At 60.0% G+C, this 23,645-nt stretch carries 20 protein-coding genes; 11 read left to right on the top strand and 9 right to left on the bottom strand.

What is annotated here, in order from left to right:
* Positions 1-2 precede the first annotated feature (2 nt).
* The 5 genes from HMPREF2781_RS06710 to HMPREF2781_RS06690 all read left to right on the top strand — a co-directional run bounded on the left by HMPREF2781_RS06710 (position 3) and on the right by HMPREF2781_RS06690 (position 7,419).
* Entirely contained in the window at positions 3-1,616 is a 1,614-nt protein-coding gene (locus HMPREF2781_RS06710; protein ID WP_168163682.1) for an ABC transporter substrate-binding protein, read from the top strand.
* Positions 1,613-2,167: an adenine phosphoribosyltransferase gene (locus tag HMPREF2781_RS06705; RefSeq protein WP_070644891.1), complete on the top strand. Its 555-nt coding sequence runs from the start codon at positions 1,613-1,615 to the stop codon at positions 2,165-2,167. The genes HMPREF2781_RS06710 and HMPREF2781_RS06705 overlap by 4 nt, the downstream gene beginning before the upstream one ends.
* A gap of 34 nt (positions 2,168-2,201) precedes the next feature.
* On the top strand, positions 2,202-4,499 hold the full coding sequence (locus HMPREF2781_RS06700; protein ID WP_070446810.1) for a RelA/SpoT family protein: 2,298 nt from the start codon (positions 2,202-2,204) through the stop codon (positions 4,497-4,499).
* Positions 4,500-4,670: 171 nt separating this feature from the next.
* Entirely contained in the window at positions 4,671-6,770 is a 2,100-nt protein-coding gene (locus tag HMPREF2781_RS06695; protein ID WP_070644889.1) for a bifunctional metallophosphatase/5'-nucleotidase, read from the top strand.
* Positions 6,771-6,876: 106 nt separating this feature from the next.
* Positions 6,877-7,419, top strand: a complete 543-nt coding sequence (locus HMPREF2781_RS06690) for a DUF421 domain-containing protein (protein ID WP_210386015.1) — start codon at positions 6,877-6,879, stop codon at positions 7,417-7,419.
* Positions 7,420-7,559: 140 nt separating this feature from the next.
* Here the strand turns inward: HMPREF2781_RS06690 and HMPREF2781_RS06685 are convergent, their stop codons facing one another.
* From HMPREF2781_RS06685 to HMPREF2781_RS06675, 3 genes are all read right to left on the bottom strand, one after another.
* Positions 7,560-7,814 carry a hypothetical protein gene (locus tag HMPREF2781_RS06685; protein ID WP_070446814.1) on the bottom strand — a complete coding sequence of 85 codons (255 nt, stop codon included), beginning with the start codon at positions 7,812-7,814 and terminating at the stop codon, positions 7,560-7,562.
* A gap of 57 nt (positions 7,815-7,871) precedes the next feature.
* Positions 7,872-8,267: a hypothetical protein gene (locus HMPREF2781_RS06680; RefSeq protein WP_070644887.1), complete on the bottom strand. Its 396-nt coding sequence runs from the start codon at positions 8,265-8,267 to the stop codon at positions 7,872-7,874.
* A gap of 288 nt (positions 8,268-8,555) precedes the next feature.
* A complete protein-coding gene (locus HMPREF2781_RS06675) occupies positions 8,556-9,416 on the bottom strand; it encodes a peptidylprolyl isomerase (protein WP_070644885.1) in 861 nt (286 codons plus the stop codon).
* A gap of 107 nt (positions 9,417-9,523) precedes the next feature.
* Here HMPREF2781_RS06675 and tpx point away from each other — a divergent pair, with 107 nt between their 5' ends.
* From tpx to hisS, 3 genes are read left to right on the top strand one after another with little or no spacing between them, the layout of a single operon-like run.
* On the top strand, positions 9,524-10,021 hold the full coding sequence (gene tpx, locus HMPREF2781_RS06670) for a thiol peroxidase (protein WP_070644883.1): 498 nt from the start codon (positions 9,524-9,526) through the stop codon (positions 10,019-10,021).
* The gene (locus HMPREF2781_RS06665; RefSeq protein ID WP_070446822.1) at positions 10,021-10,665 is read left to right on the top strand and encodes an MBL fold metallo-hydrolase; all 645 of its coding nucleotides are present in this window, start codon (positions 10,021-10,023) and stop codon (positions 10,663-10,665) included. Before tpx ends, HMPREF2781_RS06665 begins: the two co-directional genes overlap by 1 nt.
* Positions 10,666-10,670: 5 nt before the next feature.
* Positions 10,671-11,948: a histidine--tRNA ligase gene (gene hisS / locus HMPREF2781_RS06660; RefSeq protein ID WP_070644881.1), complete on the top strand. Its 1,278-nt coding sequence runs from the start codon at positions 10,671-10,673 to the stop codon at positions 11,946-11,948.
* On the opposite strand, the gene HMPREF2781_RS06655 is transcribed toward hisS, so the two are convergent.
* The 6 genes from HMPREF2781_RS06655 to HMPREF2781_RS06630 form a co-directional block, all read right to left on the bottom strand.
* Positions 11,945-13,354, bottom strand: a complete 1,410-nt coding sequence (locus HMPREF2781_RS06655) for an L-serine ammonia-lyase (RefSeq protein ID WP_070644879.1) — start codon at positions 13,352-13,354, stop codon at positions 11,945-11,947. The two genes, hisS and HMPREF2781_RS06655, sit on opposite strands and share 4 nt — an antisense overlap.
* Before the next feature lie 73 nt (positions 13,355-13,427).
* Positions 13,428-14,105, bottom strand: coding sequence for an FMN reductase (locus tag HMPREF2781_RS06650; protein ID WP_070644877.1), 678 nt, complete (start codon positions 14,103-14,105; stop codon positions 13,428-13,430).
* Entirely contained in the window at positions 14,106-15,212 is a 1,107-nt protein-coding gene (locus HMPREF2781_RS06645; protein WP_070644875.1) for an LLM class flavin-dependent oxidoreductase, read from the bottom strand. It abuts the gene before it with no gap.
* Positions 15,213-15,257: 45 nt separating this feature from the next.
* Positions 15,258-15,980: a CBS domain-containing protein gene (locus HMPREF2781_RS06640; protein WP_070644873.1), complete on the bottom strand. Its 723-nt coding sequence runs from the start codon at positions 15,978-15,980 to the stop codon at positions 15,258-15,260.
* A 135-nt stretch (positions 15,981-16,115) separates the two neighbouring features.
* The gene (locus tag HMPREF2781_RS06635; RefSeq protein WP_070446835.1) at positions 16,116-17,726 is read right to left on the bottom strand and encodes an inorganic phosphate transporter; all 1,611 of its coding nucleotides are present in this window, start codon (positions 17,724-17,726) and stop codon (positions 16,116-16,118) included.
* Positions 17,727-18,040: 314 nt separating this feature from the next.
* Positions 18,041-18,934, bottom strand: coding sequence for a KPN_02809 family neutral zinc metallopeptidase (locus HMPREF2781_RS06630; RefSeq protein ID WP_070446836.1), 894 nt, complete (start codon positions 18,932-18,934; stop codon positions 18,041-18,043).
* A gap of 204 nt (positions 18,935-19,138) precedes the next feature.
* On the opposite strand from HMPREF2781_RS06630, the gene aspS reads away from it, so the two are divergent.
* The 3 genes from aspS (at position 19,139) to HMPREF2781_RS06615 (ending at position 23,598) form a co-directional block, all read left to right on the top strand.
* The gene (gene aspS, locus HMPREF2781_RS06625; RefSeq protein WP_070446838.1) at positions 19,139-20,959 is read left to right on the top strand and encodes an aspartate--tRNA ligase; all 1,821 of its coding nucleotides are present in this window, start codon (positions 19,139-19,141) and stop codon (positions 20,957-20,959) included.
* A gap of 66 nt (positions 20,960-21,025) precedes the next feature.
* Positions 21,026-22,243 (top strand): phosphotransferase, encoded by a 1,218-nt coding sequence (locus HMPREF2781_RS06620; RefSeq protein WP_083308536.1) that lies wholly within the window; start codon positions 21,026-21,028, stop codon positions 22,241-22,243.
* A complete protein-coding gene (locus HMPREF2781_RS06615; protein WP_070644871.1) occupies positions 22,243-23,598 on the top strand; it encodes a replication-associated recombination protein A in 1,356 nt (451 codons plus the stop codon). The genes HMPREF2781_RS06620 and HMPREF2781_RS06615 overlap by 1 nt, the downstream gene beginning before the upstream one ends.
* Positions 23,599-23,645: the final 47 nt, after the last annotated feature.

The raw sequence follows: 23,645 nt of genomic DNA, 5'->3' as shown, positions 1-23,645 counted from the left end.
CCGTGCGTAGTCCATCATTCGCGGCGCTGTGTGCCGCGGTAGCTCTTACTGTGACCGCATGCGGGGCACAGGAAGGCGGCCTTGACAAAGACACCCCGCCATCGCGTTTTGCGGTGCTGGCCGACGCCCCCATTGCCACCAGCAATGCAGCCACGGCGTGGGGGGATGCGGTGGGGGCGGCCCAGCTGGCTAGCCGTGTTTTCCCGGCACTCTACGTACCGGGCCCGGCGGGGCAGATGGTCCCTAATTCAGATCTTGCCGATGCCGAGTTCTTCGCTGCCGAGGGTGAGGACGCTGGGGCGCACGTGGACTTCACGCTCACTGAGCAAGCACGTTTTGCTGACGGTGAAGCCGTGACCTGTGATGATTACCTTTTGGCCTTCACCGCCGGGCAGCTGAGCGAAATTTTCGGTTCCCACCTTCCCCTGATGGAGGAAGTGACAGAAGTGGAATGCGCGCCCCACAGCAAGAAATTCACCGTATGGTTTACACCTGATGCCGGCTCGCGGTGGCGGTATTTGTTTGGGCCGGGTTCGGTTGTCCCAGCACACGTGTTAGCCAAGCGGGCTGATATGAACCTCGAAGAACTCAATGCAGCTCTACATTCTCAGGACGTAGCTACTTTGCAGCCGGTAGCAGAGGCGTGGCGCTATGGTTTCTCTACGGAGCCTGGGCGCTTTGACCCGGAGTTACAGGTTTCCTTCGGTCCTTATCAAATCGAGCGCGTTGAGGATGACGGTGCCATTGTGCTCACCGCCAACGATAACTATTACGGCGATAAGCCGACCCTGCGCGAGATCCTCATGCTTCCGAGAAGCGCAGACGCTGCCGCGTTTGTTGCCTCAGATGAGCTCCGCGTTGCCGAGGCTGCCACCGCGTCACCGTCGTGGTTCGACCGGGATGCAGAAGGCAAGCCAGTAGAGGTGACGTCTTCGGCAGGAAGCCTGACAGACACCTTAGTATTCTCCGATGCTGGGACCTTTTCTCAGCCCTGGGCACGCGCTGCCTTTGCGGCCTGTGTGGATGCACAGCACTTGGCGCAGGTCTCATCGAAGGAATCTGGCGTGGACGTCCCCGCTGTCACCGTCCGTACCGTGCGCAATGATGATCCGGTCGCGGCGCAGATGTCTTCGCTGACAACCGTTCCTGTAGACAATGCAACGGCATCCGGTCTGTCCGGCTACACCATCGGAGTGGGTTACCTCGGGCCTAACCCGCGTTATAAGGCGATGGTGGAGGAGCTCCGCGCCGCGTGCGAACCTGCGGGGATCATGGTGGAGGACCGTTCCGGCGAGCGGCTTTCCCGTGCGCAATTGGCCGCGGATCCTGCAACTGGGCAGCCGGAGATAGATGTCTACCTCGGCGCCGTAGACCCGATGCGTGAGCATTCCGCGCCGTCCTCTAGCGTGAAACACGCGGCGGCGCTGCGGAATCTGGAGCAGGAATTGTGGGAGGAGCTGCCCTCTATTCCCATCGCCGCGCAGCCTCGCACATTCATTGTCGACCGCGCTGTCACCGGCGTGGTGCCCTACACTGGCCTTGCGGGTATCGGGTGGAACCTCGACCGTTGGAGCTATAACCCCACAACAGCAACTGAAACAAAGGAAGAGTCGTGAGCGAGATTTACGTCGCAGCAGCACAAGCCTTGAAGGATAAGGTGCGCCTTGTCCAGGATTTCCCAGAGGAGGGAATTCTTTTCGAGGATCTGACCCCGGTGTTGGCTGACGCAGATTCCTTCACCGCCGTTGTCGATGGCTTAGCAGAGGCCTGCAAGGAGCTCGGCGCAGACATGATCGGCGGCCTCGATGCACGCGGTTTCCTGCTTGGTTCAGCCGTAGCCTACAAGCTGGGACTAGGAATCTTGGCTATCCGCAAGAAGGGCAAGCTCCCACCGCCCGTCTTGACCCAGGAGTACGAGCTGGAATACGGCACTGCAGCACTGGAAATCCCCAGTAGCGGCATTGATATTAAGGGCAAGCGCATCGTGCTTGTCGACGACGTCCTCGCCACCGGCGGCACACTCCACGGCGCCACCTTGCTCTTGGAATCCGCTGGAGCTGAGGTCGTGGGCAACGTCGTGGTCCTAGAGGTCCAAGGACTTGAGGGCCGCGAGCGCCTGCAAGGTTCTCCGCTGATTGTGCTCAACCAGATGGGGACGAAGGACTAAGGTTGTATGCCTAAGCTACTTCGCGGAGGCAGACATGACGACTGAAAAGCAGGACAAGACTGCATGGCGGCCAGGCAGTGTGCGCGGCATGTCCGCGCGATTGGCCCGCTCCCTGACAGGTGGTCGAGTAAAGATCAATCCGGCTCTGGACCCGTTGATGTCGATCCACCGGGAATTTCACCCGAAGGCGGATGCGGAGCTGCTCAACAATGCCTACACCACGGCACAGCGTCTGCACGAAGGCGTTTTCCGCAAATCCGGCGAGCCCTATATCACGCACCCGTTGGCGGTAGCGACCATTGCGGCTGAGATTGGTATGGACACCACGACTGTCGCGGCGGCTTTGCTCCACGACACAGTGGAAGATACTGACTATTCGCTGGAGGACCTCACCCGTGACTTTGGTCCCGAAGTGGCCCGGTTGGTCGACGGCGTAACGAAGCTTGACAAGGTCGCCCTCGGTGCCGCCGCGGAGGCAGAGACAATCCGCAAGATGATCGTGGCCATGGCCACCGACCCGCGCGTGCTCGTTATCAAGGTGTGCGACCGCCTGCACAACATGCGGACCATGCGCTTCCTGCCGCCCGAAAAGCAGGCGAAGAAGGCACGCCAGACTCTCGATGTCATTGCGCCACTGGCTCACCGCCTAGGAATGGCCAGCGTCAAATGGGAGCTTGAGGATTTGGCCTTCGCCATCCTGTACCCAAAGAAGTACGACGAAATCGTGCGCATGGTGGCGGATCGTGCTCCCTCACGCGATCGAGCGCTGAAGGAAATCAAGGCCCAGGTAGGCCAGGCTCTCAAGGCTAATGGTATTGAGGCCGAGGTCATGGGGCGCCCGAAGCACTACTGGTCGATTTACCAGAAGATGATCGTGCGCGGCCGCGACTTCGCGGAGATTTTTGACCTCGTGGGAATCCGCATCCTCGTCGATGACATCAATTCCTGCTACGCGGCCATTGGCGTGGTGCACTCGCTGTATCAAGCTCTTCCAGGGCGCTTCAAGGATTATATTTCCTCTCCGCGATTCGGCGTATACCAGTCACTGCACACCACCGTGATTGGGGCCGGCGGTTCCACCCTTGAGGTGCAGGTGCGCACGCACGAGATGCACTATAACGCGGAGTTCGGCGTGGCCGCCCACTGGCGTTATAAGGAAACTAAGGGCAAGAACTCGGGCCACCAAGAAGAAGTGGACCAGATGGCGTGGATGCGTCAGCTGCTGGATTGGCAGAAGGAAGCTGCAGATCCCAACGAGTTCTTGGATTCGCTGCGCTATGACCTGACAGCCAAGCAGATTTTTGCCTTTACCCCCAAGGGTGACGTGGTCAATCTGCCCGCGGGGTCCACCCCTGTGGACTTCGCCTATGCGGTGCATACCGAGGTCGGCCACAGGTGCATCGGCGCAAAGGTCAACGGCAAGCTCGTGGCTCTAGAATCGGAGCTGAAGTCCGGCGATAAGGTCGAGATTTTTACCTCAAAGGATCCGAATGCTGGCCCCTCGCGGGATTGGCAGGAATTCCTCGTATCGCCTCGGGCGAAGACGAAGGTGCGGCAGTGGTTTGCCAAAGAACGCCGTGAAGAGCACCTCGAGGCCGGGCGCGATGCCTTGGCTGCTGAGGTGCAGCGCGGCGGCTTGCCCATGCACCGCCTGTTTACCGCCAGCTCCATGAAGCAGGTGGCTGAGCAGCTGCACTATCCCGATGTGGATGCACTCTATACCGCTATTGGCGCGGGTCACGTGTCGGCACAGCACGTTGCCAACCAGCTCATGGCCCTGTTCGGGGACCAAGACGATGCCGTCGATGCCTTGGCTTCGCGTACCCCACTGAGCGAATTGGAGAACTCCCGTGCTCAGCACACGAAGGATTCCGCAACTGGTACCGGCATCTTGGTGGAGGGCAGCCCAGACGTCATGGCCAAGTTGGCGAAGTGCTGCCAGCCGGTGCCTGGTGACGCCATCTTTGGTTTCGTCACCCGCGGCGGTGGCGTGTCTGTCCATCGAGCGGACTGCACCAATGCCGAAAAGTTGAAGTCCGAGCCGGAGCGCATGATGCAGGTGGAGTGGGCCGGCGGGCCGAAGTCCTCCGGTGCATTCGCCGCAACCTTGCAATTGGAGGCCATCGACCGCCAAGGCCTGCTTTTTGAGCTCACGCGAATTTTCAGCGAGCAGAGCCTCAATGTGCTGTCGATGACGTCCAATCGCGGTGATGATCACATCGCGACCGTGCGCTTTTCCTTCTCGGTTTCCGATACCAAGCAACTGGGCCAGCTCATGACAACGTTGCGCAACACGGAGGGTGTCTTCGACGTTTATCGCGTCACCGCCTAACCCGCCACCCCTGATTCGGGGGTGCGTGGCTGAACTCAAGGTTGCGCCTGGGTGAAACCGTAGAAGATCCTACGTAAACCCGCTGGTGGTGGTCTCAGCATGCGCTGCGCCATTGTGATGTATGCGTTATAAACACGTGGACAAGATTCCTCTCATTCTCAGGAGACCTACGTGAACTTCCGTCGCTTTGGCCAGCTGTTGGCCGCCACCACCGTTACCGCCGTTGCTATCTCCGGCGCACCTGCCTTCGCCGCCGAGGCTGATCAAGTGACCTTCTCCGTCACTAACTTCACCGACTTCCACGGCCACCTTGAGCTGGCTGAGGAGTTCGACAAGGACACTAAGGAATTGAGCGGCTACACCGAGATGGGTGCTGCTCGCATGGCTGCGCTCATCAAGGCCGTCAACAAGGATCAGGAGTACGCCCTGACCTCCGCCGGTGATAACGTTGGCGGCTCCGCCTTCGTGTCTGCAATTTCTGAAGACAAGTACACCAACGAGGCCCTCAATACCATGAACCTCGATGTCACGGCTGTGGGCAACCACGAGTTCGACAAGGGCACCGATGACCTGATGGGCCGTATCAAGGACCAGTCCAACTTCCCGATCCTGGGCGCCAACGTCACCAAGGATGGCAAGCCCCTGCTCGATGCTTCCTTCGTCAAGGAGGTAGACGGTGTGAAGGTCGGCTTCGTTGGCACCGTTACCACCAACACCAAGTACAAGGTGTCCGCCGCCTCCATCCCAGGTGTCGAGTTCTCCGACCCCGTCGAGGCCACCAATAAGGAAGCCAGCCGCCTGAAGGAATCCGGCGAGGCCGAGGTTGTAGTGGCGCTCATGCACGAGGATGCTCAGCAGTTCGCGCAGGGCTTCAACAAGGATGTGGATATCCTCTTTGGCGGTGATACTCACGTCAAGACCCAGGGCGAGGTTGCTCGTGAGGACGCACTGCCGCTGTACTGGGCACAGGGCTACGAGTACGGCAAGGTGCTTAACGACGCCGACATCACCTACGACAAGGCCGAGAAGAAGATCACCAAGATTGATCTCAAGCAGTACGACGTGGCCGACGCAGATGTCTTCGCTCAGCTGCAGGGCCTCGAAGACGACCCCGAGGTAGCTAAGGTTGTCGAGGAAGCAAAGAAGGTAGCGGAGATTGAGGGTGCCAAGACTGCTGGTACCACCGAGAAGGCCATGTACCGCGGTTCTGATGAGGGCAAGGACACCGGTACCAACCGCGGTGTGGAGTCGACCCTCAACAACTTTATTGCCGATGGCCAGCGCTATGCTCTATCTAAGCAGACGGACAAGGACATCGAAATCGGTGTCATGAACGCAGGCGGTGTGCGCGCCGACCTCAAGCAAGGTGATGTTTCCTACCAGGACATCTTTGCCGTTCAGCCATTCGGTAATTACGTGATCACCGCGGAGGTTAGCGGCGCAGACTTCATTACCGCGTTGGAGAACCAGTGGAAGCCTGGCCAGTCCCGCCCGCGCCTGGCTCTGGGCCTGTCCAACAACGTCACCGTTGTCTACGACCAGAAGGCTGAGCAGGGCAAGCGCGTTAAGTCTGTCACCATTAACGGTGAACCGATTGACCCGGAGAAGAACTACAGCATTGCTCTGTCCTCCTTCCTTGCCTCCAGCGAGACGGAGGCCGGCGGCGATGGCTTCTTCGAGCCCGGTTCCATCAAGAACCGCAATGACGTTGGCTACATGGACACCCAGGCGATGATTGACTACATCGCTTCCGGCGAGTCCAAGGTTCGCACCGGCCAGGGCCAGATTGGTGCCCACGTGTCTGGTGACCTGAAGCCGGGGGAGGAGATCACAGTCGACCTTTCCTCCCTGAACTACTCCAACGCAGAAGAGCCACAGGCTAAGAAGGTCACCGTTGCACTGGGTGACGCTAAGGCCGAGGCAGACATTGACAACGCAGCACAGCCCGGTGACGAGCAGTTCGGGGAGCGCGGCCGCGCGACCGTCAAGCTCACACTCCCGGAGAAGCTGGTGGGCGATGAGAAACTGCACATCACTACCGATGCTGGTACTGAAGCAGTTCTGCCGCTGTTCCTAGACGGCAATGACGGCTCTCAGGACGGCGGTTCTGCCAAGGACGTAGGGTCCTCTATCGGCTTGGGCGTGGGAATCTTTGCCGCAATCGCGGCTGCTATCGCAGCCGTCATTGGTGCCATTAACATGCCGGTAGCAGCCCTCCCAGCTCCGGTACAGCAGTTAATTGAGCAGCTGCGCAAGCAGTTCAACATCTAGTCACTTCTGATGTACAGGCCCGCACTACGGTGCGGGCTTTAGCTTTTTCTTCCGGAAGGTAGGGTAGTAGGGTGTGGATACACTGAGGCTTTTTGGACGCGAGGCAATGTATCAGCTCGGCATTGAGCTTCACCGCATCCCCCTGGTGATGCTCGCAACGCTGGGTATCTATCTGGCCTTCATGGTCCTGGTCAAGCTTTTCGGCAGCCGTGTTCTGACGTCCATCACTGCCTCTGACGCCGTCATCATCATTATGTTTGGTGCGGTCTCTGGCCGCGTCATCGTGGGAAACCCGCCGACGCTCGCCGCCGGCATCATTGGACTTTTCACCCTGATGCTTTTGGAGGCCGCATTCGGTACCTTCCGCCAACTGGTGACGTGGTCACGGTTCATCGACCGCAAGCCAGTCTTGCTCGTGTACAAGGGGCAGCTGCAAGAAGACAATATGAGTTTCGCCCACATTACCGAGAGAGACGTCAATTCCGCAGTGCGCAAAGCTGGCCTGGGCCGGCGCAGCGATGTGCAGCTGATGATTTTGGAGCCAACCGGCCAAATTTCTGTCATCCGTCGAGGCCAGCTTGTTGATGCCTCCGTGTTCAAGGACGTCCTCGGCGCCGAGCGCATCGAGGAAGTGGATGAACCGGACTAGCCTGTATGTTCTGGCTTCTTGAGAAATTGAGTGCTTAAGAAGCCGCGTCGACCCTATCGGGGGCACCGTATCTGGTGGGACGGAAAACCAAAAACTCCTCCTGCGCGGAGTGCGCAAGAGGAGTGTACGGAGCCAGTGGCTTACTTGGTGCCGGCGAGCTTGTCGCCGAGACGCATAGCGTCATCCATGGCGCCGATGATGGAGGTGACGACCTTGATCCACTCGCGGATCTCCTTTGGGCTGATGTTGCCCTCATCGTCGGAGGAGAGAGCGAAGAAAGCCTTGGAGGAGCTGTCATCCTCAACCGGGGCTGCGGAAGCAACTGCGGTACCGGAGAAAGCGATGGTTGCAGCGGTGGCAGCAGCAACGATGGACTTACGGGAGAAGAACTTCATGGTGTGGTCCTAATCTGATTCGAATGTGAACGGAAAGTCTGAGCTATTCGGTCTGACTTACTTAGCGAAGTTCTTGTTGTAGAAAGCGAAGACCGTGCCCAGAGCGCCGATGATAGCGGTGAAGACAGCGATCCAGTCGCGGATCTCACGCGGGCTCATGTCGGAGATGGAGGAACCCTCGGAGTCATTGGAGGAAGAGGAAGAGGACTCCTCGTCCTTGTCCTTGTCCTTGTTCCCGTCCTTGCCGTTGTCGCCGGTGTTGGTGTTGTTCTTGCCCTCAGACTCAGGAGCGTCCTTGCCGGCGTCCTCGTTGGTGTTGGTGTCGTTGGTGGTGTCGTTTACCGCGGCGGTGTCATCGTTGGTGGTCTCAGCGGTAGCAACGGTCACGCCGGACAGGGAAACGGTAGCGGCGGTAGCGGCAGCAACAAGTGCCTTACGGGAGAAGAGCTTCATTCTCGTTCCTTAGGTATCTCGGGAATTTCAAAGACCTCACAGATGCTACTGAGGCACTACGCGTTTTGCAAGGGTTCTACCATTCGAATAGCGAGTCTGAAGGTCTGCTGACTGTCGCATGTGAGCTGGGTTTATCACGATATGACGCCTTTGGGCGAAGAATGCTTTGCTAAATGAACAGCTCAAGGCTAAGAAATTCTTAGACCGTGATGGATGGTGAGGGACGGGAAAGGAAAAGCCCCGCTCACTGAACGTGTGCGAGGCTGATCACCGTAAAGGGGGTAAAACTTAGCTTTCGATGGTGGCCTTGGTGATGCGAACCTCTTCAGCAGGTTCACCATCGGATTTTCCATCCTTGACGCCCTTAGCGGCAATGGCGTCGATGGTCTTCTGGCCCTTCTCCGTCAGGTTGCCAAAGTAGGTATAGGCAGGCGGAAGCTGCGAGTCCTTGTAGTTAATGAAGAACTGGGAACCATTGGTGTCTTCACCGGCGTTAGCCATGGCGATGGAACCTTTCGGGTACAGAGCCGGCTGGGCCATTGCTGTGTCGTCAGCTTCATCGGTGGGGTATTCATTAGCAAACTGGAAGCCAGGTCCGCCGGAACCCTTGCCGGTGGGATCACCGCACTGCAGGACGAAGATGCCGCCATCAGTCATGCGGTGGCACACGGTGTCGTCGTAGTACTTTGCCGAAATCATGTCTGTAATCGCGTTGACGGTGCACGGAGCTAGGGAGCGATCAAGAGTCATTTCAATATCGCCTTGCTTGGTGGCGAAGTTGACGGTCACCTCACCCTTGGCAGGAATGCCCTTGCCCTGCGGGGTGGGGACCTCACGGGAAGCGTCGCCGGTCTCGGGGTATTCGCAGGTGACGGTCTCACCAAGGGGCTTAGCGCGCTTGCCACTCAAAGCCTGGGCAGTGGGGGCTTCGGTGGTGGTGTTCGCAGCCGAGCTTTCCTCGGCCTGAATCTCCTCCTCCTCTGATGAGCGCGTTGACAGGAACCAGATACCGCCAACGAGAGCGATAATGACCACGGCCGCCATGAGCACAACGCCCAGTGGGCGGCTCTTTTGTTTGCGGTCACGGGACTTCAGCTCGCGATCGAGCTGATTGAGCGCATCATCCAAGCGCTGGCTGTTAGTAGACACCTATGTTTCCTTCACTGTGGTGGTTCACAAACTTTCGACCCACTCATCCTAACCGCACCGTTGTTCACCGTGGCGAGCCGCCCCGCGGGTCAGTACGCTTGGGTGCCATGGCTACAACGAATTTTCAGAATAAACCCGTCGACACCAATGCCGAGCTGCCCAAGGTTGGTGACGCCCTGCCGGACTTCACCCTCGTGGGAACCGACTTGGCAGAGCTGACTAATGCTGACTTCGCAGGCAAGCGCCTGGTGGTGTCCTGCTTCCCATCCGTGGACACCGGTGTGTGCGCGGCACAGCTGCGCAAGTTCAACGAAGAGGCAGCTGGTCTAGAGAACACTGTTGTCCTGTCCGTCTCCCGCGACCTGCCTTTCGCGCAGGAGCGTTTCTGCGCTGCGGAGGGCATCGAGAACGTCGTCAGCGCTTCTGATTTCCGCTCTGATTTCGCCGATAAGCTCGGTCTTGTCCTGGAAGGCTCCCCGCTCAAGGGCCTATTCGCCCGCGCGGTCATCGTCACCGACGCCGAGCACAAGGTGACCTACACCGAGCTGGTTCCGGAGGTCACGACCGAGCCGGACTACGACGCAGCTTTGGCAGCTCTCAAGTAATGAGCGCTCCCGAAATCTACGGTTTCGCCGCTGGGCCCTATAAAACCAACACCTATGTGGTGGCTAACGGTTCCCGGGCGTTCATCGTGGACCCAGGGATGCACACGCGCGAGAAGCTTGAGCAGCTCGCGCGTGAGAAGTCCTTGGAGTTTGAAGCCGTCGTGCTCACCCACGGCCACATTGATCACACGCGCGACGCTGCCGAGTTTGACCTACCGGTCTACATCCACCCGGATGACGCGTTCATGCTGGTGGATGGCTCCGGTGTGTCCCCCGAGTCGCAGATGCTCTTTGCTGCCGCTTCCATGAAGCAGGTAGTGGACCGCCGCGACTTGATCGGCGGGGAAACGTTGAGTCTTGTCGGCCTTGAATTTGATGTGCTCCATGCACCGGGCCATTCCCCGGGATGTGTCATCCTCGTGGCTGAGGGGATTGCCCTGACGGGCGACGTGCTATTTAAAGGCTCCATCGGGCGTACCGACTTGCCACACTCCGACCACGCCGCGATGCAACGTTCACTGCGCGGTCCGGTGTGGGGTCTTGATGACTCCCTTGCTATCTTGCCGGGCCACGGCCCGACGACGACCATGCGTCGTGAACGCGCGACTAATCCGTTTCTACGCGCAGCAGGGGATGTACTCTAAAGGGCGTGAGTGATAAGAAGCAGTTCAAAGCCCTGTCCGCGCCTAAGGGTGTGCCGGACTACGTCCCGCCGCAATCGGCCATCTTTGCCAAGGTCCGTGAGGCCTTCGTACATCAGGCACACCTGTCCGGCTTCCAGCACATCGAACTCCCCGTCTTTGAGGACACATCGCTCTTCGCCCGCGGCGTAGGGGAGTCCACGGACGTGGTGTCGAAGGAGATGTATACCTTCGCCGATCGTGGTGATCGTTCCGTGACGCTGCGACCAGAGGGCACCGCGGGTGTCATGCGCGCGGTCATTGAACACAACCTTGACCGCGGTCAGCTTCCGGTGAAGCTCAACTATTTCGGCCCCTTCTTCCGCTACGAGCGCCCGCAGGCGGGCCGTTACCGTCAGCTGCAGCAGGTCGGTGTGGAGGCCATCGGCGTGGATGATCCGGCGCTGGATGCCGAGATTATTGCCTTGGCGGATCGCTCCTACCGCAGCCTAGGCCTGAGCCAATTCCGCCTTGAGTTGACCAGCTTGGGTGACCACGACTGCCGCCCGGCCTACCGCGAGAAGCTGCAGGAGTTCCTGTTCAAGCTGGATCTAGACGAGGACACTAAGGCCCGCGCGGAGCTCAATCCCCTGCGCGTGCTCGATGACAAGCGCCCAGAGGTCCAGGAGCAGCTTGTTGATGCTCCCTTGATGCTTGACCACCTCAATGCCGAGTGCCGCGAGCACTTTGAAACGGTCACCGGCCTGCTCGATGACATGGACGTGCCCTACACCATCAACCCGCGCATGGTCCGCGGCCTCGACTATTACACAAAGACCTGTTTCGAATTCGTCCACGATGGCCTTGGCGCGCAGTCCGGCATCGGTGGCGGCGGCCGCTATGATGGCCTCATGGCCCAGCTTGGTGGGCAGGAACTGTCCGGAATCGGCTATGGCCTTGGCGTAGACCGCACCATTCTGGCCCTCGAGGCTGAGGGAGTCGAGCTCGAGGGTGTCGACGAGCGCGTGGCCGTCTACGGTGTGGCCTTGGGAGCTGCGGCGAAGCAGAAGATGGTCAGCATCATCAATGACTTGCGTAAGGCCGGCATTGCTGCCGATATGTCCTTCGGCGACCGTGGCCTTAAGGGAGCGATGAAGGGCGCTGATCGTGCCAACGCCCGCTTCGCACTCGTCCTCGGTGACCAAGAGCTAGAGGCTGGCTCCGTGGCGCTCAAGGACCTGCGCGCGCACGAGCAGCGCGACGTCCCTGTGGGGGACATCGTCAACCAGCTCCGTCAGCTGGTTTAGCACTCCACCTGGGAGACGGTAAAGCCCATCGTCTTCGCTAGGCCGCCGAGCGAGGTCTCCTTGTACTTGGAGAGCATGTCGCGTCCGGTTTCGGCCATGGTGCGGACCGCGTTGTCGAGGGTGACGTGGTGCGTTCCCTCACCCATGCGCGCTAGGCGAGCGGCGTTAATGGATTTGACGGCGCCAATAGCGTTGCGCTCGATACAGGGGATCTGCACCAGGCCGCCAACAGGGTCGCAGGTCAGGCCGAGGTTATGCTCAAGCGCGATCTCGGCGGCGTTTTCCACCTGCTCCGGGGTTGCACCGAGCAGCTCAGCCATACCGGCCGCCGCCATGGAGGAGGCGGAGCCCACCTCACCCTGGCAGCCCACCTCGGCGCCGGAGATGGAGGCATTGGACTTGATGATGATGCCAACGGCACCCGCAGTGAGCAGGTAGCGGCGGGCATCGGCGCGCGTGAAGTCCGCCATAAAGTCGCGGGCATAATGGAGCACCGCCGGGATGATCCCACAGGCGCCATTCGTCGGTGCAGTAATGACGCGGCCGCCGGCGGCATTCTGCTCGTTGACGGCGAGCGCGTAGAGGTTTACCCATTCCATTGCGGAAAAGCCACAAGACTCGTCGTCCTGCTTGGCCAACAACTGTTGGTACATCTGCGGCGCACGGCGGTTGACACGGAGGCCACCAGGCAAGATTCCCTTGGTGGAAATTCCCTCGGTCACGCATTCGCGCATGATGTCCCACACAAGGTCGAGGTGTTGGTAGACGTAGTCGAGTCCGCCTTCTTCGCGGTGCAGGACTGCCTCATTGGCGGCGACGATTTCCCAAATGTCCATGTCGTTGGCCGCGCACAGGTGAAGCAGGTGCTCACCCGATTGGAACTCATAAGGAACGGCGTCCTCGGCGGTCGCCGCAGCGACACCGGCCGGAACTCCAGTGTCGGTTTCGAGCTGGGCGTTGTACTCCTCGCGGGACAGAATGAAGCCGCCGCCGACGGAGAAGTACTCCGTGTTCTCGGCGAGGATGGAGCCGTCTTCGTCCCAGGCAGTGAAAATCAGGCAGTTCGGGTGTTCTGGCACCGGCTCGTTGTTGAACTCAATGCTGTACTGCACCTTACCTGCAGGGCCTGAGATGGAGCCCTCGCTGGGGATGAAGGCATCAGCGCGCGGCTCGGCGTCGAGCGGCACCGACAGTGGGTCCCAACCAGCAAGGCCCAAAATTACGGCGCGATCTGTAGCGTGGCCGCGGCCGGTAGCAGAGAGCGAGCCGCGCAGTACGACGTGGACCTTTGCAGGGTGTTCATCCAGTGTCTCGAGGAAAGCCTTGGCGGCGCGCATGGGGCCGACGGTATGAGAGGAGGAAGGGCCGATGCCGATGGAGAAGATATCGGTCACGCTAATTGTCATGTGGGGTCAAACCTCCTTAGAAGCGTTAAATAAGTTACGCTTTACGATAGTACCGAGAGGCCTCCATAGCTGCTTAGTCCGGTTGGCCGTCGTGGCGGGAGAGGAGTTCGCGGAAACCGGCAGGATCCGATTCCAGTATGTCTTCGGAACTGTCCTGGGGCGTTTCCTGCGTTTCGCTGAGGGTGCCCGTAAGCCCAGCGACCCGGTCCAGCGGGCGCACCATGAGATCCGCTAACTCCCTAGCGGCACGCTCGATGCGCCTTTCATTACGCGTGCCCTCCGCGGTGCCATAATCCTCCGTGGCTTGGAAGACACCGGTGGGGACCACCGTGGCGTGCAGGTAATTGAGTAGAGGCCGCAGGGCATAGTCCAGAACCAGCGCATGCCGGCTGGAGCCGCCCGTGGCCGCGATAAGGGTAGGAAGTCCCTCCAAGGAATGCGGCTCCAAGGTGTCGAAGAACATCTTGAACAGGCCCGAGTAGCTTCCTTGGAACACGGGACTGACCGCGATGAGGCCGTCGGCATCCAGCACCGCGGACTGTGCCGCGTTAAGACGGGGCGTGGGCGAAACCCAGTTGGTCATGGCCTCGGCCAGCTCGCCCGCGAGTTCGCGTAGCTCCACGACGGTGATGTCCACGCCTTCACCCCGGGCGGTGACATGGGCGGTGGTGGCGGATGAGAGGGCGTCGCCAAGCGCGCGCGTCGACGACGGCAAGGACAGCCCAGCCGTAACAACCACGAGTGAGCGCATTTATTTCTCCTCTCCAGGGCTGACCAGCGCGTGTGGGGGATAGGAGCCAAGCGTGGCGTGCGTCGGTGGGTCAGAAGGTACATGATCTGGGCGGCGTTCCTCAAAGCGGCGGCGCAGTTCCGGCACGACCTGGGTGCCGAGGATTTCGATCTGTTCTAGCACCACTTCTTGCGGCAGTCCGGCGTGGTCGATGAGGAAAAGCTGGCGTTGATAGTCACCAACCCAATCAGCAAACTGCAGCGTGCGCTCCACCACTTGCTCCACGGTGCCTACCGTTAAGGGGGTTTGAGCCGTGAATTCTTCCAGGGAAGGACCGTGGCCGTAGACCGGAGCGTTATCGAAGTAGGGGCGGAAGAAATCCTTCGCCTCCTGCTCAGTAGACCCGATGAAAACGTGCCCGCCGAGGCCCACGATGGCCTGATCGGCACGGCCGTGCCCATAGGATTCATAGCGGTTGCGGTAGAGGTTCACCATCTTCGCGGTGTGTTCCTTGTTCCAGAAGATGTTGTTGTGGAAGAAGCCATCGCCATAATAGGCAGCCTGTTCGGCAATCTGCGGGGAGCGGATGGAGCCGTGCCAGACAAAGGGCGGGATACTGTCGAGCGGCGCCGGTGTGGCGGTGAATCCCTGGAGAGGGGTACGGAACTTTCCTTGCCAGGACACGACGGGCTCACGCCAGAGACGGCGCAGCAAGTGATAATTCTCCACCGCGAGGGGGATGCCCTCGCGGATGTCCTTGCCAAACCACGGGTAGACCGGGCCAGTGTTACCGCGGCCCAGCATCAGGTCGATGCGCCCGTCGGCGAGGTGCTGGAGAAAGGCGTAGTCCTCCGCGAGGCGGACGGGGTCGTTGGTAGTGATCAGCGTGGTGGCAGTGGAGAGTTGAAGGCTCTTTGTCTGTGCCGCGATATAGGCCAGGTGAGTGGTGGGTGCCGATGGGACGAAAGGTGGGTTGTGGTGCTCGCCGGTGGCGAAAACATCGAGCCCTACCTCCTCCGCCTTGAGTGCGATTTCCGTTATCGCGCGGATGCGCTCGGCCTCGGTGGGGGTGCGGCCGGTGGTCGGGTCTTGCGTGACGTCACCAATGCTGAAAACTCCGAATTGCATGCCAATCTCCCTTCTGTGACGTGTCAATAATAATGTACCAGGAGATTATTCCCATTCGAGGGCGTCGACCAACACTGCGAGATCCCCCGGTGTCGCGATAGCCAGCGGGCGCTGCGAAGGCTTTCCATGCTCGGTGAGGAGGACTGCGCTGGCATGGACGCCATCTACGGTGGCCTCTGTGAGAGCATCGATAACCTCTTGCGCGCTGGCTGTGCGGGGCAGAAACTCCGCGCGGTCCTTCTTCTCGGCGAATTCCAGAACGGCGCTAATCGACGCCGCATTGACCACGCCATCGTCTCCCAAATCAGCCGCAATCCACCGGGCGATGACGTTGGTCGTGAGCAGCGCCTGGTAAGTCCCCGAATCATAGATAGGGATCTGCGAATAGCCGGTCTGGTTAATGAGCCGTAAGGCCTCCATGATTGGGGTTTCGGGGGCAAGAATGGTTACGTCACGGTCAGAAAGAAGGGACTGCGCCGTAGGCGGATCCGTGAGAAGGCGCTGCAGGTTTTCCAGCTGCGTGATGACCTGTGGGTGTGGGGTAGCGATGGGTGCGCCGTCGAAGTAGCGGCCATGGGCAATGGCATTGCGCAGGTTACCAAAGTCCTTCAACTGTTCCGCTTGGCGCTTGCCCAACAGATGTTTGTCGTGTGCGCGATCAACAATCCACCAGAAAGAATCTGAATTCTTCGCCCCAATTGCCTGGCGGAGAAATTGTTCAATGTCGTTGAAGGCGGAAAAGAATCTGGCCAGGGAGTTATCGCTCATGAAACCCCAGTGTACGGATTTGGCAGTGCGTGCTGTGCCCGGTCGCTAAAACACAATCACCGCGAGGACCCCGGTTGTTGGGGCACTCGCGGCGATAGGGCACTATGTGCTGTGCGCGTGTGATGCGCTGAAGCTTTAGAAGGCGACGCGCAGGATAGAAACCGTCACGGCTGCGATGGCTGCCGCTGCCGGGAGGGTGATAACCCACGCGAGGGCGATCGGCTTCATCAGCTTCCAGTTGGCGGCGCGGTTTACGATGCCGACACCCAGGACAGCGCCGATGAGGATGTGGGTCGAGGAGACCGGCAGGCCCAAGAGGGACGCTGCCATGACGACGGCAGCGGCGGCCAGTTCAGCGGCGAAACCGGAGGAGGGGTGCATCTGAGTCAGGCCCGAACCGACCGTCTGGATAACGAAGCGGCCGATGAACCAGAGGCCAGAAATCAGGGCGATACCCATGGCCACCATGACCGGGAGAGGGACAGTGACTTCATCGGAAATCTGGTTCGTCCGCAGGACGTCGAAGACGGCGGCGAAGGGGCCAATAGCGTTAGCGATATCGTTCGAGCCATGTGAGAACGCGAAGGCCGAAGCGGTAAAGACCTGCATCCACGAGAAGAGAAGGAAGGTCGAGCGTGACAGGGACTTCTTCTTCAGGGAGCGGGCGAAGATAAACACAGCCATCCAGACCACGGCGCCTACCATGCCCATAACCAGGAAGTTCTCCAGGGTGGAGAAGTCAACGCCGGTGTTCTTCAACCCCTTGAAAAGCATCATCGCGGAAATAATGATGGCGCCCAAAGCAGCCAGCAGCGGGACCCAGTTCTCCAGGGCGCGGTGCGCATTGATGTCCTCAAGATCCTTGTTGAGGTTATGCAAGTCCCGGTAGTAGTCGGACTCGAGAGCCTCTGGGTCATAATCATCTTCCGCTGTGAGAGCAGCATCACGAGCCATGGCGTTGGTGTAGGAAATCTGCTGCAGCTCATTCATGCGCTCGAAGCGGGTCTTGTGCTCCTTGCGTAGTGCCGAGCGACGAACCTTGATCTCACGCAGGCGTTCGTCCGCAGCGTCGTTGTACACCAAGATGGAGGACTTGATCCACTTGAAGAGAAGGAAGGCGGCAATGCCACCAAGAACTGGGGAAAGGACCCAGGAGAAGGCAATGGTGCCGATTCCGCCCCACTGCACCATGTCCATGCCACCCTTGCCGGTGATGAAGCCGACGGTCAGTGCAGCGCCGACGATACCGCCGACGATGGAGTGGGTCGTAGAAACCGGCCAGCCCATCCGGGTGGCGACGAGTAGCCAGATGGCGGCGCCTAGGAGCGATGCCATCATGATGTAGACGAACTCCATCGGGTCTAGACCGTCAATTGCATCAAGGTCCACGATGCCGGAACGGACGGTATCCGTCACCTCACCGCCAGCGAGGATGGCGCCGGATACCTCGAAGACCGCAGCGACCGCGAGGGCTTGCTTCATCGACAAGGTTCCTGCACCCACGGAGGTGCCGAAGGAGTTGGCGACGTCATTGCCGCCAATGTTGAAGGCCATGAATAGGGCGAAGATGATCGCTGTAATCAGGACTACGCGATTAGCCCCCTCAGCAACTTCTCCGTTGCTCCAAATGATGAAGAAGATCAGCGTGACAGCGGTGATGGCGCCGAAGAACAAGTGCCAAATCCAGTCCTTGTTCTTGCCATTCATCGATTCGAGGTCAGGCATCGTCGGCGTGGCGGTGCTCAAAACGTCGTTCCTTTCATGAAGAGAACGCTGCGTGATGAGGAAGCGCGGGCTGCCACAGGCAGGGCGAATGCGCCGTGAAAGCAGGGGATAATGTGCCTGTCGCGGTGCAGGGTGATGGCATCACGCACGGTTCTTTTATGCTTTTAAAGACAGAGCGGATCCCACCACAATCCGGCGGGAACTTGATCAGGGTAAAGCATCAAGATTGCCGGCAGGTAAACACTTCATGTATTTGAATTTAATCTGCACTTTTCTGGCACATTTGGGGGTGGTGCGACCTTTCATCGGCCGCACTAGTACTTTTAAGTGCAGTATTAAGACTTATAGACGCCTCGGCCCAAGGTATCGCACTGTTCCATCTTGCCGGTGTTATATCCAGCGAGGAAGGCCTGAGCGCGGTCCTCGGAGGAGCCGTGCGTCCACATGTCCGGGCGTACTTCGCCGCCCGAGCGGCGCTGGATGTTGTCATCGCCTACAGCACGAGCGGTGTTCACGGCATCGGTTACTTGTTGTTCAGTAATCGTTTCGAGCAAAGCGTCTTCGCCCTCATCGGCGTAGTGCGCCCAGAGGCCGGCATAGCAATCAGCTTGCAGCTCAATCTTCACAGCGTTGGAATCCTCGCCGGGCTCGTTGTAGTTGGACAAGCTGAGCGTGCCTTCCAGTTTTTGAATGTGGTGGCCAAACTCGTGGGCCACGATGTACATCTGGGCCAGAGGAGCATTCTCGCCGCCGAAATTGCGGAGCTGATCAAAGAAGGCGGTGTCGAAGTAGGCCGACTCATCCGCTGGGCAGTAGAACGGGCCCGTAGCGCCTGAAGCCTGGCCGCAGCCCGACATGGTGGTGTTGTTGAAGATGACGCGGCCCGGCTCGACGTACTCGATGCCTGCCTGATCCGGCAACTGCTGGGCCCAGACCTTGTCGACGGACTGGGCGGCGAACATGACGCGGCAATCGTCGTACTTATTGCCGTCCTCAGCAGTTTGGCAGTGCGCAAATGCGTCTTCGCCGCTTTCCTCTGGTCCCACCTGGGTCTGGTCGGTCTGGGGATCGCTTTCGGTGATGGCGCCGGGATCGCCGCCGAGGAGTAGATAGAGACCAATGAGAAGGAGAGAGCCAATGCCGCCGCCGGTAGCGATCATGCCGCCGCGGCCTCCACCGCCGGAGCTAGCTCGCTTACCATCAAAATTGGCGCCAGATTTAAAAGTCATGCCAGAGATTTTGCCACAAGCCGTAGGTGCTGTCTGCTCGATAGGTGGACTGCTGTTAAGCACACGGTGCTCACCCTAGCGCTGTGCAAGTCCGGTGTGGGCGGTAGACTTGGGCCGTTCAAGTACTTGCATCCCTCGGCGCGTGCTGTCTACGCGTGGCGTGTGTGGGTGCGAGCGTCAACAATGAGAAGGGATTGAACGAGAGTGCTGCGTACACATTTGGCAGGCGAACTGCGCAAGGAGATGGCAGGGGAGACCGTCACCCTGACGGGTTGGGTCGCTCGCCGTCGCGACCATGGCGGTGTTATCTTCATTGATCTGCGTGACCGCTCTGGCGTTGCCCAGGTGGTTTTCCGCGAATCTGAGGTAGCTGAGCGCGCCCACGATCTGCGTTCTGAATACTGCGTCAAGGTTACCGGCGTAGTGGAGCCGCGCCCGGAAGGTTCGGCTAACGCAAACCTGGCATCTGGTGAGATTGAGGTTAACGTCTCGGACCTGGAGGTGCTCAACAAGTCCGCAGCGCTGCCGTTCCAGATTGATGATCCGTCTTCTTCCGGTGAAGTCGGTGAAGAGACCCGTCTGAAGTACCGTTACTTGGACCTGCGCCGCGAGCGTCAGCACGAGGCTCTGCGCCTGCGCTCCGCCGCTAACCGCGCCGCCCGCGAAGTTCTGGACAACCACGACTTTACTGAGATTGAAACCCCGACCCTGACCCGTTCCACCCCGGAGGGCGCTCGTGACTTCCTCGTGCCCGCCCGCCTCAAGCCGGGCAGCTGGTACGCACTCCCGCAGTCTCCGCAGCTTTTTAAGCAGCTGCTCATGGTGGCCGGCATGGAGCGCTACTACCAGATTGCTCGCTGCTACCGCGATGAGGACTTCCGCGCGGACCGCCAGCCTGAATTTACGCAGCTCGACGTCGAAATGTCCTTCGTAGACCAGGACGATGTTATTGCACTAGCGGAAGAGATTGTATCCGCTCTCTGGAAGCTGATCGGCTACGAGATTAAGACGCCCATCCCGCGCATGACCTACGCCGATGCCATGAAGTACTACGGATCTGACAAGCCGGATCTGCGCTTCGACATCAAGATCGTGGAGTGCACCGACTTCTTCAAGGACACCACCTTCCGTGTCTTCCAGAACGAATACGTCGGTGCTGTCGTCATGGAAGGCGGAGCCTCCCAGCCGCGCCGCCAGTTCGATGCGTGGCAGGAATGGGCAAAGCAGCGCGGTGCGAAGGGCCTGGCTTATATCACCATCGCCGAGGACGGCACCCTGGGCGGCCCAGTGGCCAAAAACATTACTGACGCCGAGCGCGAGGGCATTGCCGAGCACGTCGGTGCTAAGCCGGGCGACGCCATCTTCTTCGCCGCCGGTGACGTAAAGTCTTCCCGTGCTTTGCTGGGCGCTGCGCGCGGTGAGATCGCAAAGAAGCTGGACCTTATCAAGGACGGCGACTGGGCCTTCACCTGGGTCGTGGACGCACCGCTCTTCGAGCCGGCCGCCGATGCCACCGCTTCGGGTGATGTGGCTCTGGGTCACTCCAAGTGGACGGCTGTCCACCACGCCTTTACCTCGCCGAAGCCGGAGTACCTGGATAACTTTGATGAGAATCCGGGAGAGGCCTTGGCCTACGCCTATGACATCGTCTGCAACGGCAACGAGATTGGCGGCGGCTCCATCCGTATCCACGACCAGGATGTGCAGAAGCGCGTCTTCGATGTCATGGGCATTGGTGAAGAGGAAGCGCAGGAGAAGTTCGGCTTCCTGCTCGACGCTTTCCAGTTCGGTGCCCCGCCGCATGGCGGCATTGCTTTCGGTTGGGACCGCATTGTCTCCCTGCTGGGCGGATTCGATTCCATCCGCGACGTCATTGCCTTCCCGAAGTCGGGCGGCGGCGTTGATCCTCTGACCGATGCTCCGGGCACCATCCCCGCTGAGCAGCGCAAGGAGACCGGCGTGGACTTCAAGCCGGAAAAGGCGGCTAAGGCTGCACAGGGTGAAAAGGCTGGGAAGGAGTCTTAAGACCGCGCAGCGCCGGTAAGGTAGTTGGGCCTACGACTAGTGGAGGCAGGCAAGCAAGTGAATTCGATGGGACACGAGTCCATGGACAGTTCTGCGGCTGATGCCGTGGTGGCGGAAGCATCGCTGATGATTTCCCGCCGCTATGGCGGCGAGCCTGAGTTGAGTGACATTCAACAGCTCACCGGCTCGGGCAATGCTGTGGTGCTTCGTGCCCGCACGACACCAAGTGCCTTCTTTCCACATCGGTCGGTCGTCATCAAGTACAACCCGGTCACCGGACACACTATTGATGATGCCGCACTCCTGCGTGAAGTGGTGGCCTATCAATTCACCACAGCGCTGTCTGAAGAGGTCCGCCCAGGCCCAGTCCTTCTTGCGCACGATGTGGAAAAGCGCATCCTCGTGCTCACCGACGCGGGCGATGGCGACACCTTGGCGGATGCCCTCGCCCACAGCAGCGATGAAGACCGCGTCGAGCTGCTCCGATCCCTGGGCAGCGCGCTGGGCAAGATGCACGCAGGAACCGCAGGGCGCGAGGAGGATTACGAGGCCCTGCTGAACCGTCAGCTGCGCCGGCATCCCGAATACGCTGAGCACCAGGCGCTACGTGATGATTCGCTGAAGAGCTCCATCATGATCGGCGCTGACATTCTCAATGAGGCCGGACTGGAACCGCCGAAACACGTTCGCGAATTGGCTCGCACCGCCATGCAGAGCTTTAGTTCTGGCCGCAACCGCGCCTTTACCCCCTTCGATCTGTCCCCAGACAACATCATCGTGGGGACAGCGTTAACCTTCCTGGATTATGAATGGGCTGGTTTCCGTAACGTTGGCTTTGACGTGGCCTGCGTTGTTGCAGGCTTCCCACAATTCCTGTTCTCACGGCCGATTACTGATAGCGAAGCGGAAATCTTCATCCAAGCCTGGCAGCGCCGCATCGTCGATGTGTGGCCCCAGTTTGCTGATGAGAAGACGCTGCATGAATTGCTGGTGGCCTGCCTCATAGGCTGGGCCCTGTCGAGCGTGACCACCATGTATGCCGGCGGGATCGAAGGCGTTGTAGCTCTGGCGGAGGGCAACGCCGAGATTTATCGTGACCCGCATCGCTCGTTGCTTCGCCGTTCCGACCAGGGGCCGTTCACCGAGGATGAGGCTCTCATCCGCCGTGATCTTTATGAAACTTTCGAGGCGCTGTCGCGGTTTGCCGCGCAGTGCAAGAATGATGGATGCTCCGTGGTGGCCGCATTTGGCCGCGCAGTTGCTTCCCGTCTCCGGGAGTCCTGATGGGGCAGGAGTCACTCTTCGGCGATGACCAGTCAGCGCCCAGCCTGCCGGGTGGCCCCGATATGTTTGCAACTCATTCAGGCTCACCCCTTGCCGCGCGCATGCGGCCGCAGAGCCTCGATGAAGTGGTGGGGCAGAAGCACCTACTGGAGCCGGGGACCCCGTTGCGCCGGCTGGTGGAGGGCTCGGGGGAAGCCTCGGTCATCCTGTACGGCCCGCCGGGAACCGGAAAGACAACGCTCGCCTCCCTGATCGCTTCCTCCTTGGGGGATAACTTCATTGGGCTTTCTGCCCTGGACTCTGGTGTTAAGCAAGTCCGCGAAGTGATCACTCATGCGCGTCGCGAACTCATCGAAGGTCGCCGCACGGTGCTCTTCATCGATGAGGTACACCGCTTCTCCAAAACCCAGCAGGATGCGGTGCTGGCGGCCGTGGAGAACCGCACTGTCCTTCTCGTGGCCGCGACCACCGAGAATCCTTCGTTTTCTGTGGTAGCGCCGCTGCTTTCGCGTTCGCTGTTGCTGCACTTGGAGCCGCTTGACGATGTCTCCCTCCGCAGCCTCGCGGAGCGGGCGCTGAGGAGTGAGCGCGGTTTGGCGGGGCGAATCACTGCCACGGAAGACGCTTTGGATCAGCTGGTGCTGCTCGCCGGCGGTGATGCTCGACGGACGCTGACCTATCTCGAGGCGGCCGCCGAAGCGGTGCCGGATGGCGGCGAGCTCACCGTCGACATTCTCAAAGACAACGTCAACCGCGCGGTCGTGCGCTATGACCGTGACGGGGACCAGCACTATGATGTTGTCTCCGCCTTTATTAAGTCCATCCGCGGCTCCGACGTGGACGCCGCGTTGCACTACCTTGCCCGCATGATTGAGGCCGGCGAAGACCCGCGCTTCATAGCGCGCCGGCTCATCGTGCATGCCTCCGAGGACGTTGGGATGGCGGATCCCACCGCTTTGCCCACCGCCGTGGCCGCGGCGGAGGCTGCGGCCCTGATTGGCCTGCCCGAGGCGCGCATCCCGCTGGCGCAGGCCACGATCCACCTGGCCACGGCGCCGAAGTCGAATTCCGTTATTAATGCCATCAACGCTGCCCAAGCCGATGTCCAGGCCGGTAAGAGCGGACACGTCCCGCCGCACCTGCGCGACGGCCACTACGAGGGTGCCAAGCGCTTGGGAAACGCTGTCGGCTACCGGTACCCGCATGATGATCCACGCGGTGTGCTAGCCCAGCAGTATTTACCGGAGACGCTCACCGATGCCGAGTATTATCAGCCCACCGACCACGGCGCGGAAAAACGGGTGCGCGAGTACCTAGGGAGGTTGCGGGGCATCATCCGGGGGCGGCGTCGCTAAGCAGAGCACCGGACGGGTAAAGTTGAGCGCTGACTAGAAACCATTCA

The organism is Corynebacterium sp. HMSC062A03, from assembly GCF_001811145.1.
GTDB lineage: Bacteria > Actinomycetota > Actinomycetes > Mycobacteriales > Mycobacteriaceae > Corynebacterium > Corynebacterium aurimucosum.
The sequence above is the reverse complement of the archived record's forward strand: the minus strand, read 5'-3'. Positions and strand labels throughout refer to the sequence as shown.

Bases quoted from the DNA above. Each gene is read 5' to 3' on its own strand.
- tpx (WP_070644883.1), top strand. From the start codon at position 9,524: ATGGCTACAACGAATTTTCAGAATAAACCCGTCGACACCAATGCCGAG.
- HMPREF2781_RS06630 (WP_070446836.1), bottom strand. From the start codon at position 18,934: ATGACTTTTAAATCTGGCGCCAATTTTGATGGTAAGCGAGCTAGCTCC.
- HMPREF2781_RS06690 (WP_210386015.1), top strand. From the start codon at position 6,877: ATGTATCAGCTCGGCATTGAGCTTCACCGCATCCCCCTGGTGATGCTC.
- HMPREF2781_RS06645 (WP_070644875.1), bottom strand. From the start codon at position 15,212: ATGCAATTCGGAGTTTTCAGCATTGGTGACGTCACGCAAGACCCGACC.
- HMPREF2781_RS06665 (WP_070446822.1), top strand. From the start codon at position 10,021: ATGAGCGCTCCCGAAATCTACGGTTTCGCCGCTGGGCCCTATAAAACC.
- HMPREF2781_RS06615 (WP_070644871.1), top strand. From the start codon at position 22,243: ATGGGGCAGGAGTCACTCTTCGGCGATGACCAGTCAGCGCCCAGCCTG.
- HMPREF2781_RS06680 (WP_070644887.1), bottom strand. From the start codon at position 8,267: ATGAAGCTCTTCTCCCGTAAGGCACTTGTTGCTGCCGCTACCGCCGCT.
- HMPREF2781_RS06655 (WP_070644879.1), bottom strand. From the start codon at position 13,354: ATGACAATTAGCGTGACCGATATCTTCTCCATCGGCATCGGCCCTTCC.
- HMPREF2781_RS06700 (WP_070446810.1), top strand. From the start codon at position 2,202: ATGACGACTGAAAAGCAGGACAAGACTGCATGGCGGCCAGGCAGTGTG.
- HMPREF2781_RS06685 (WP_070446814.1), bottom strand. From the start codon at position 7,814: ATGAAGTTCTTCTCCCGTAAGTCCATCGTTGCTGCTGCCACCGCTGCA.
- HMPREF2781_RS06620 (WP_083308536.1), top strand. From the start codon at position 21,026: ATGGGACACGAGTCCATGGACAGTTCTGCGGCTGATGCCGTGGTGGCG.
- HMPREF2781_RS06650 (WP_070644877.1), bottom strand. From the start codon at position 14,105: ATGCGCTCACTCGTGGTTGTTACGGCTGGGCTGTCCTTGCCGTCGTCG.
- HMPREF2781_RS06640 (WP_070644873.1), bottom strand. From the start codon at position 15,980: ATGAGCGATAACTCCCTGGCCAGATTCTTTTCCGCCTTCAACGACATT.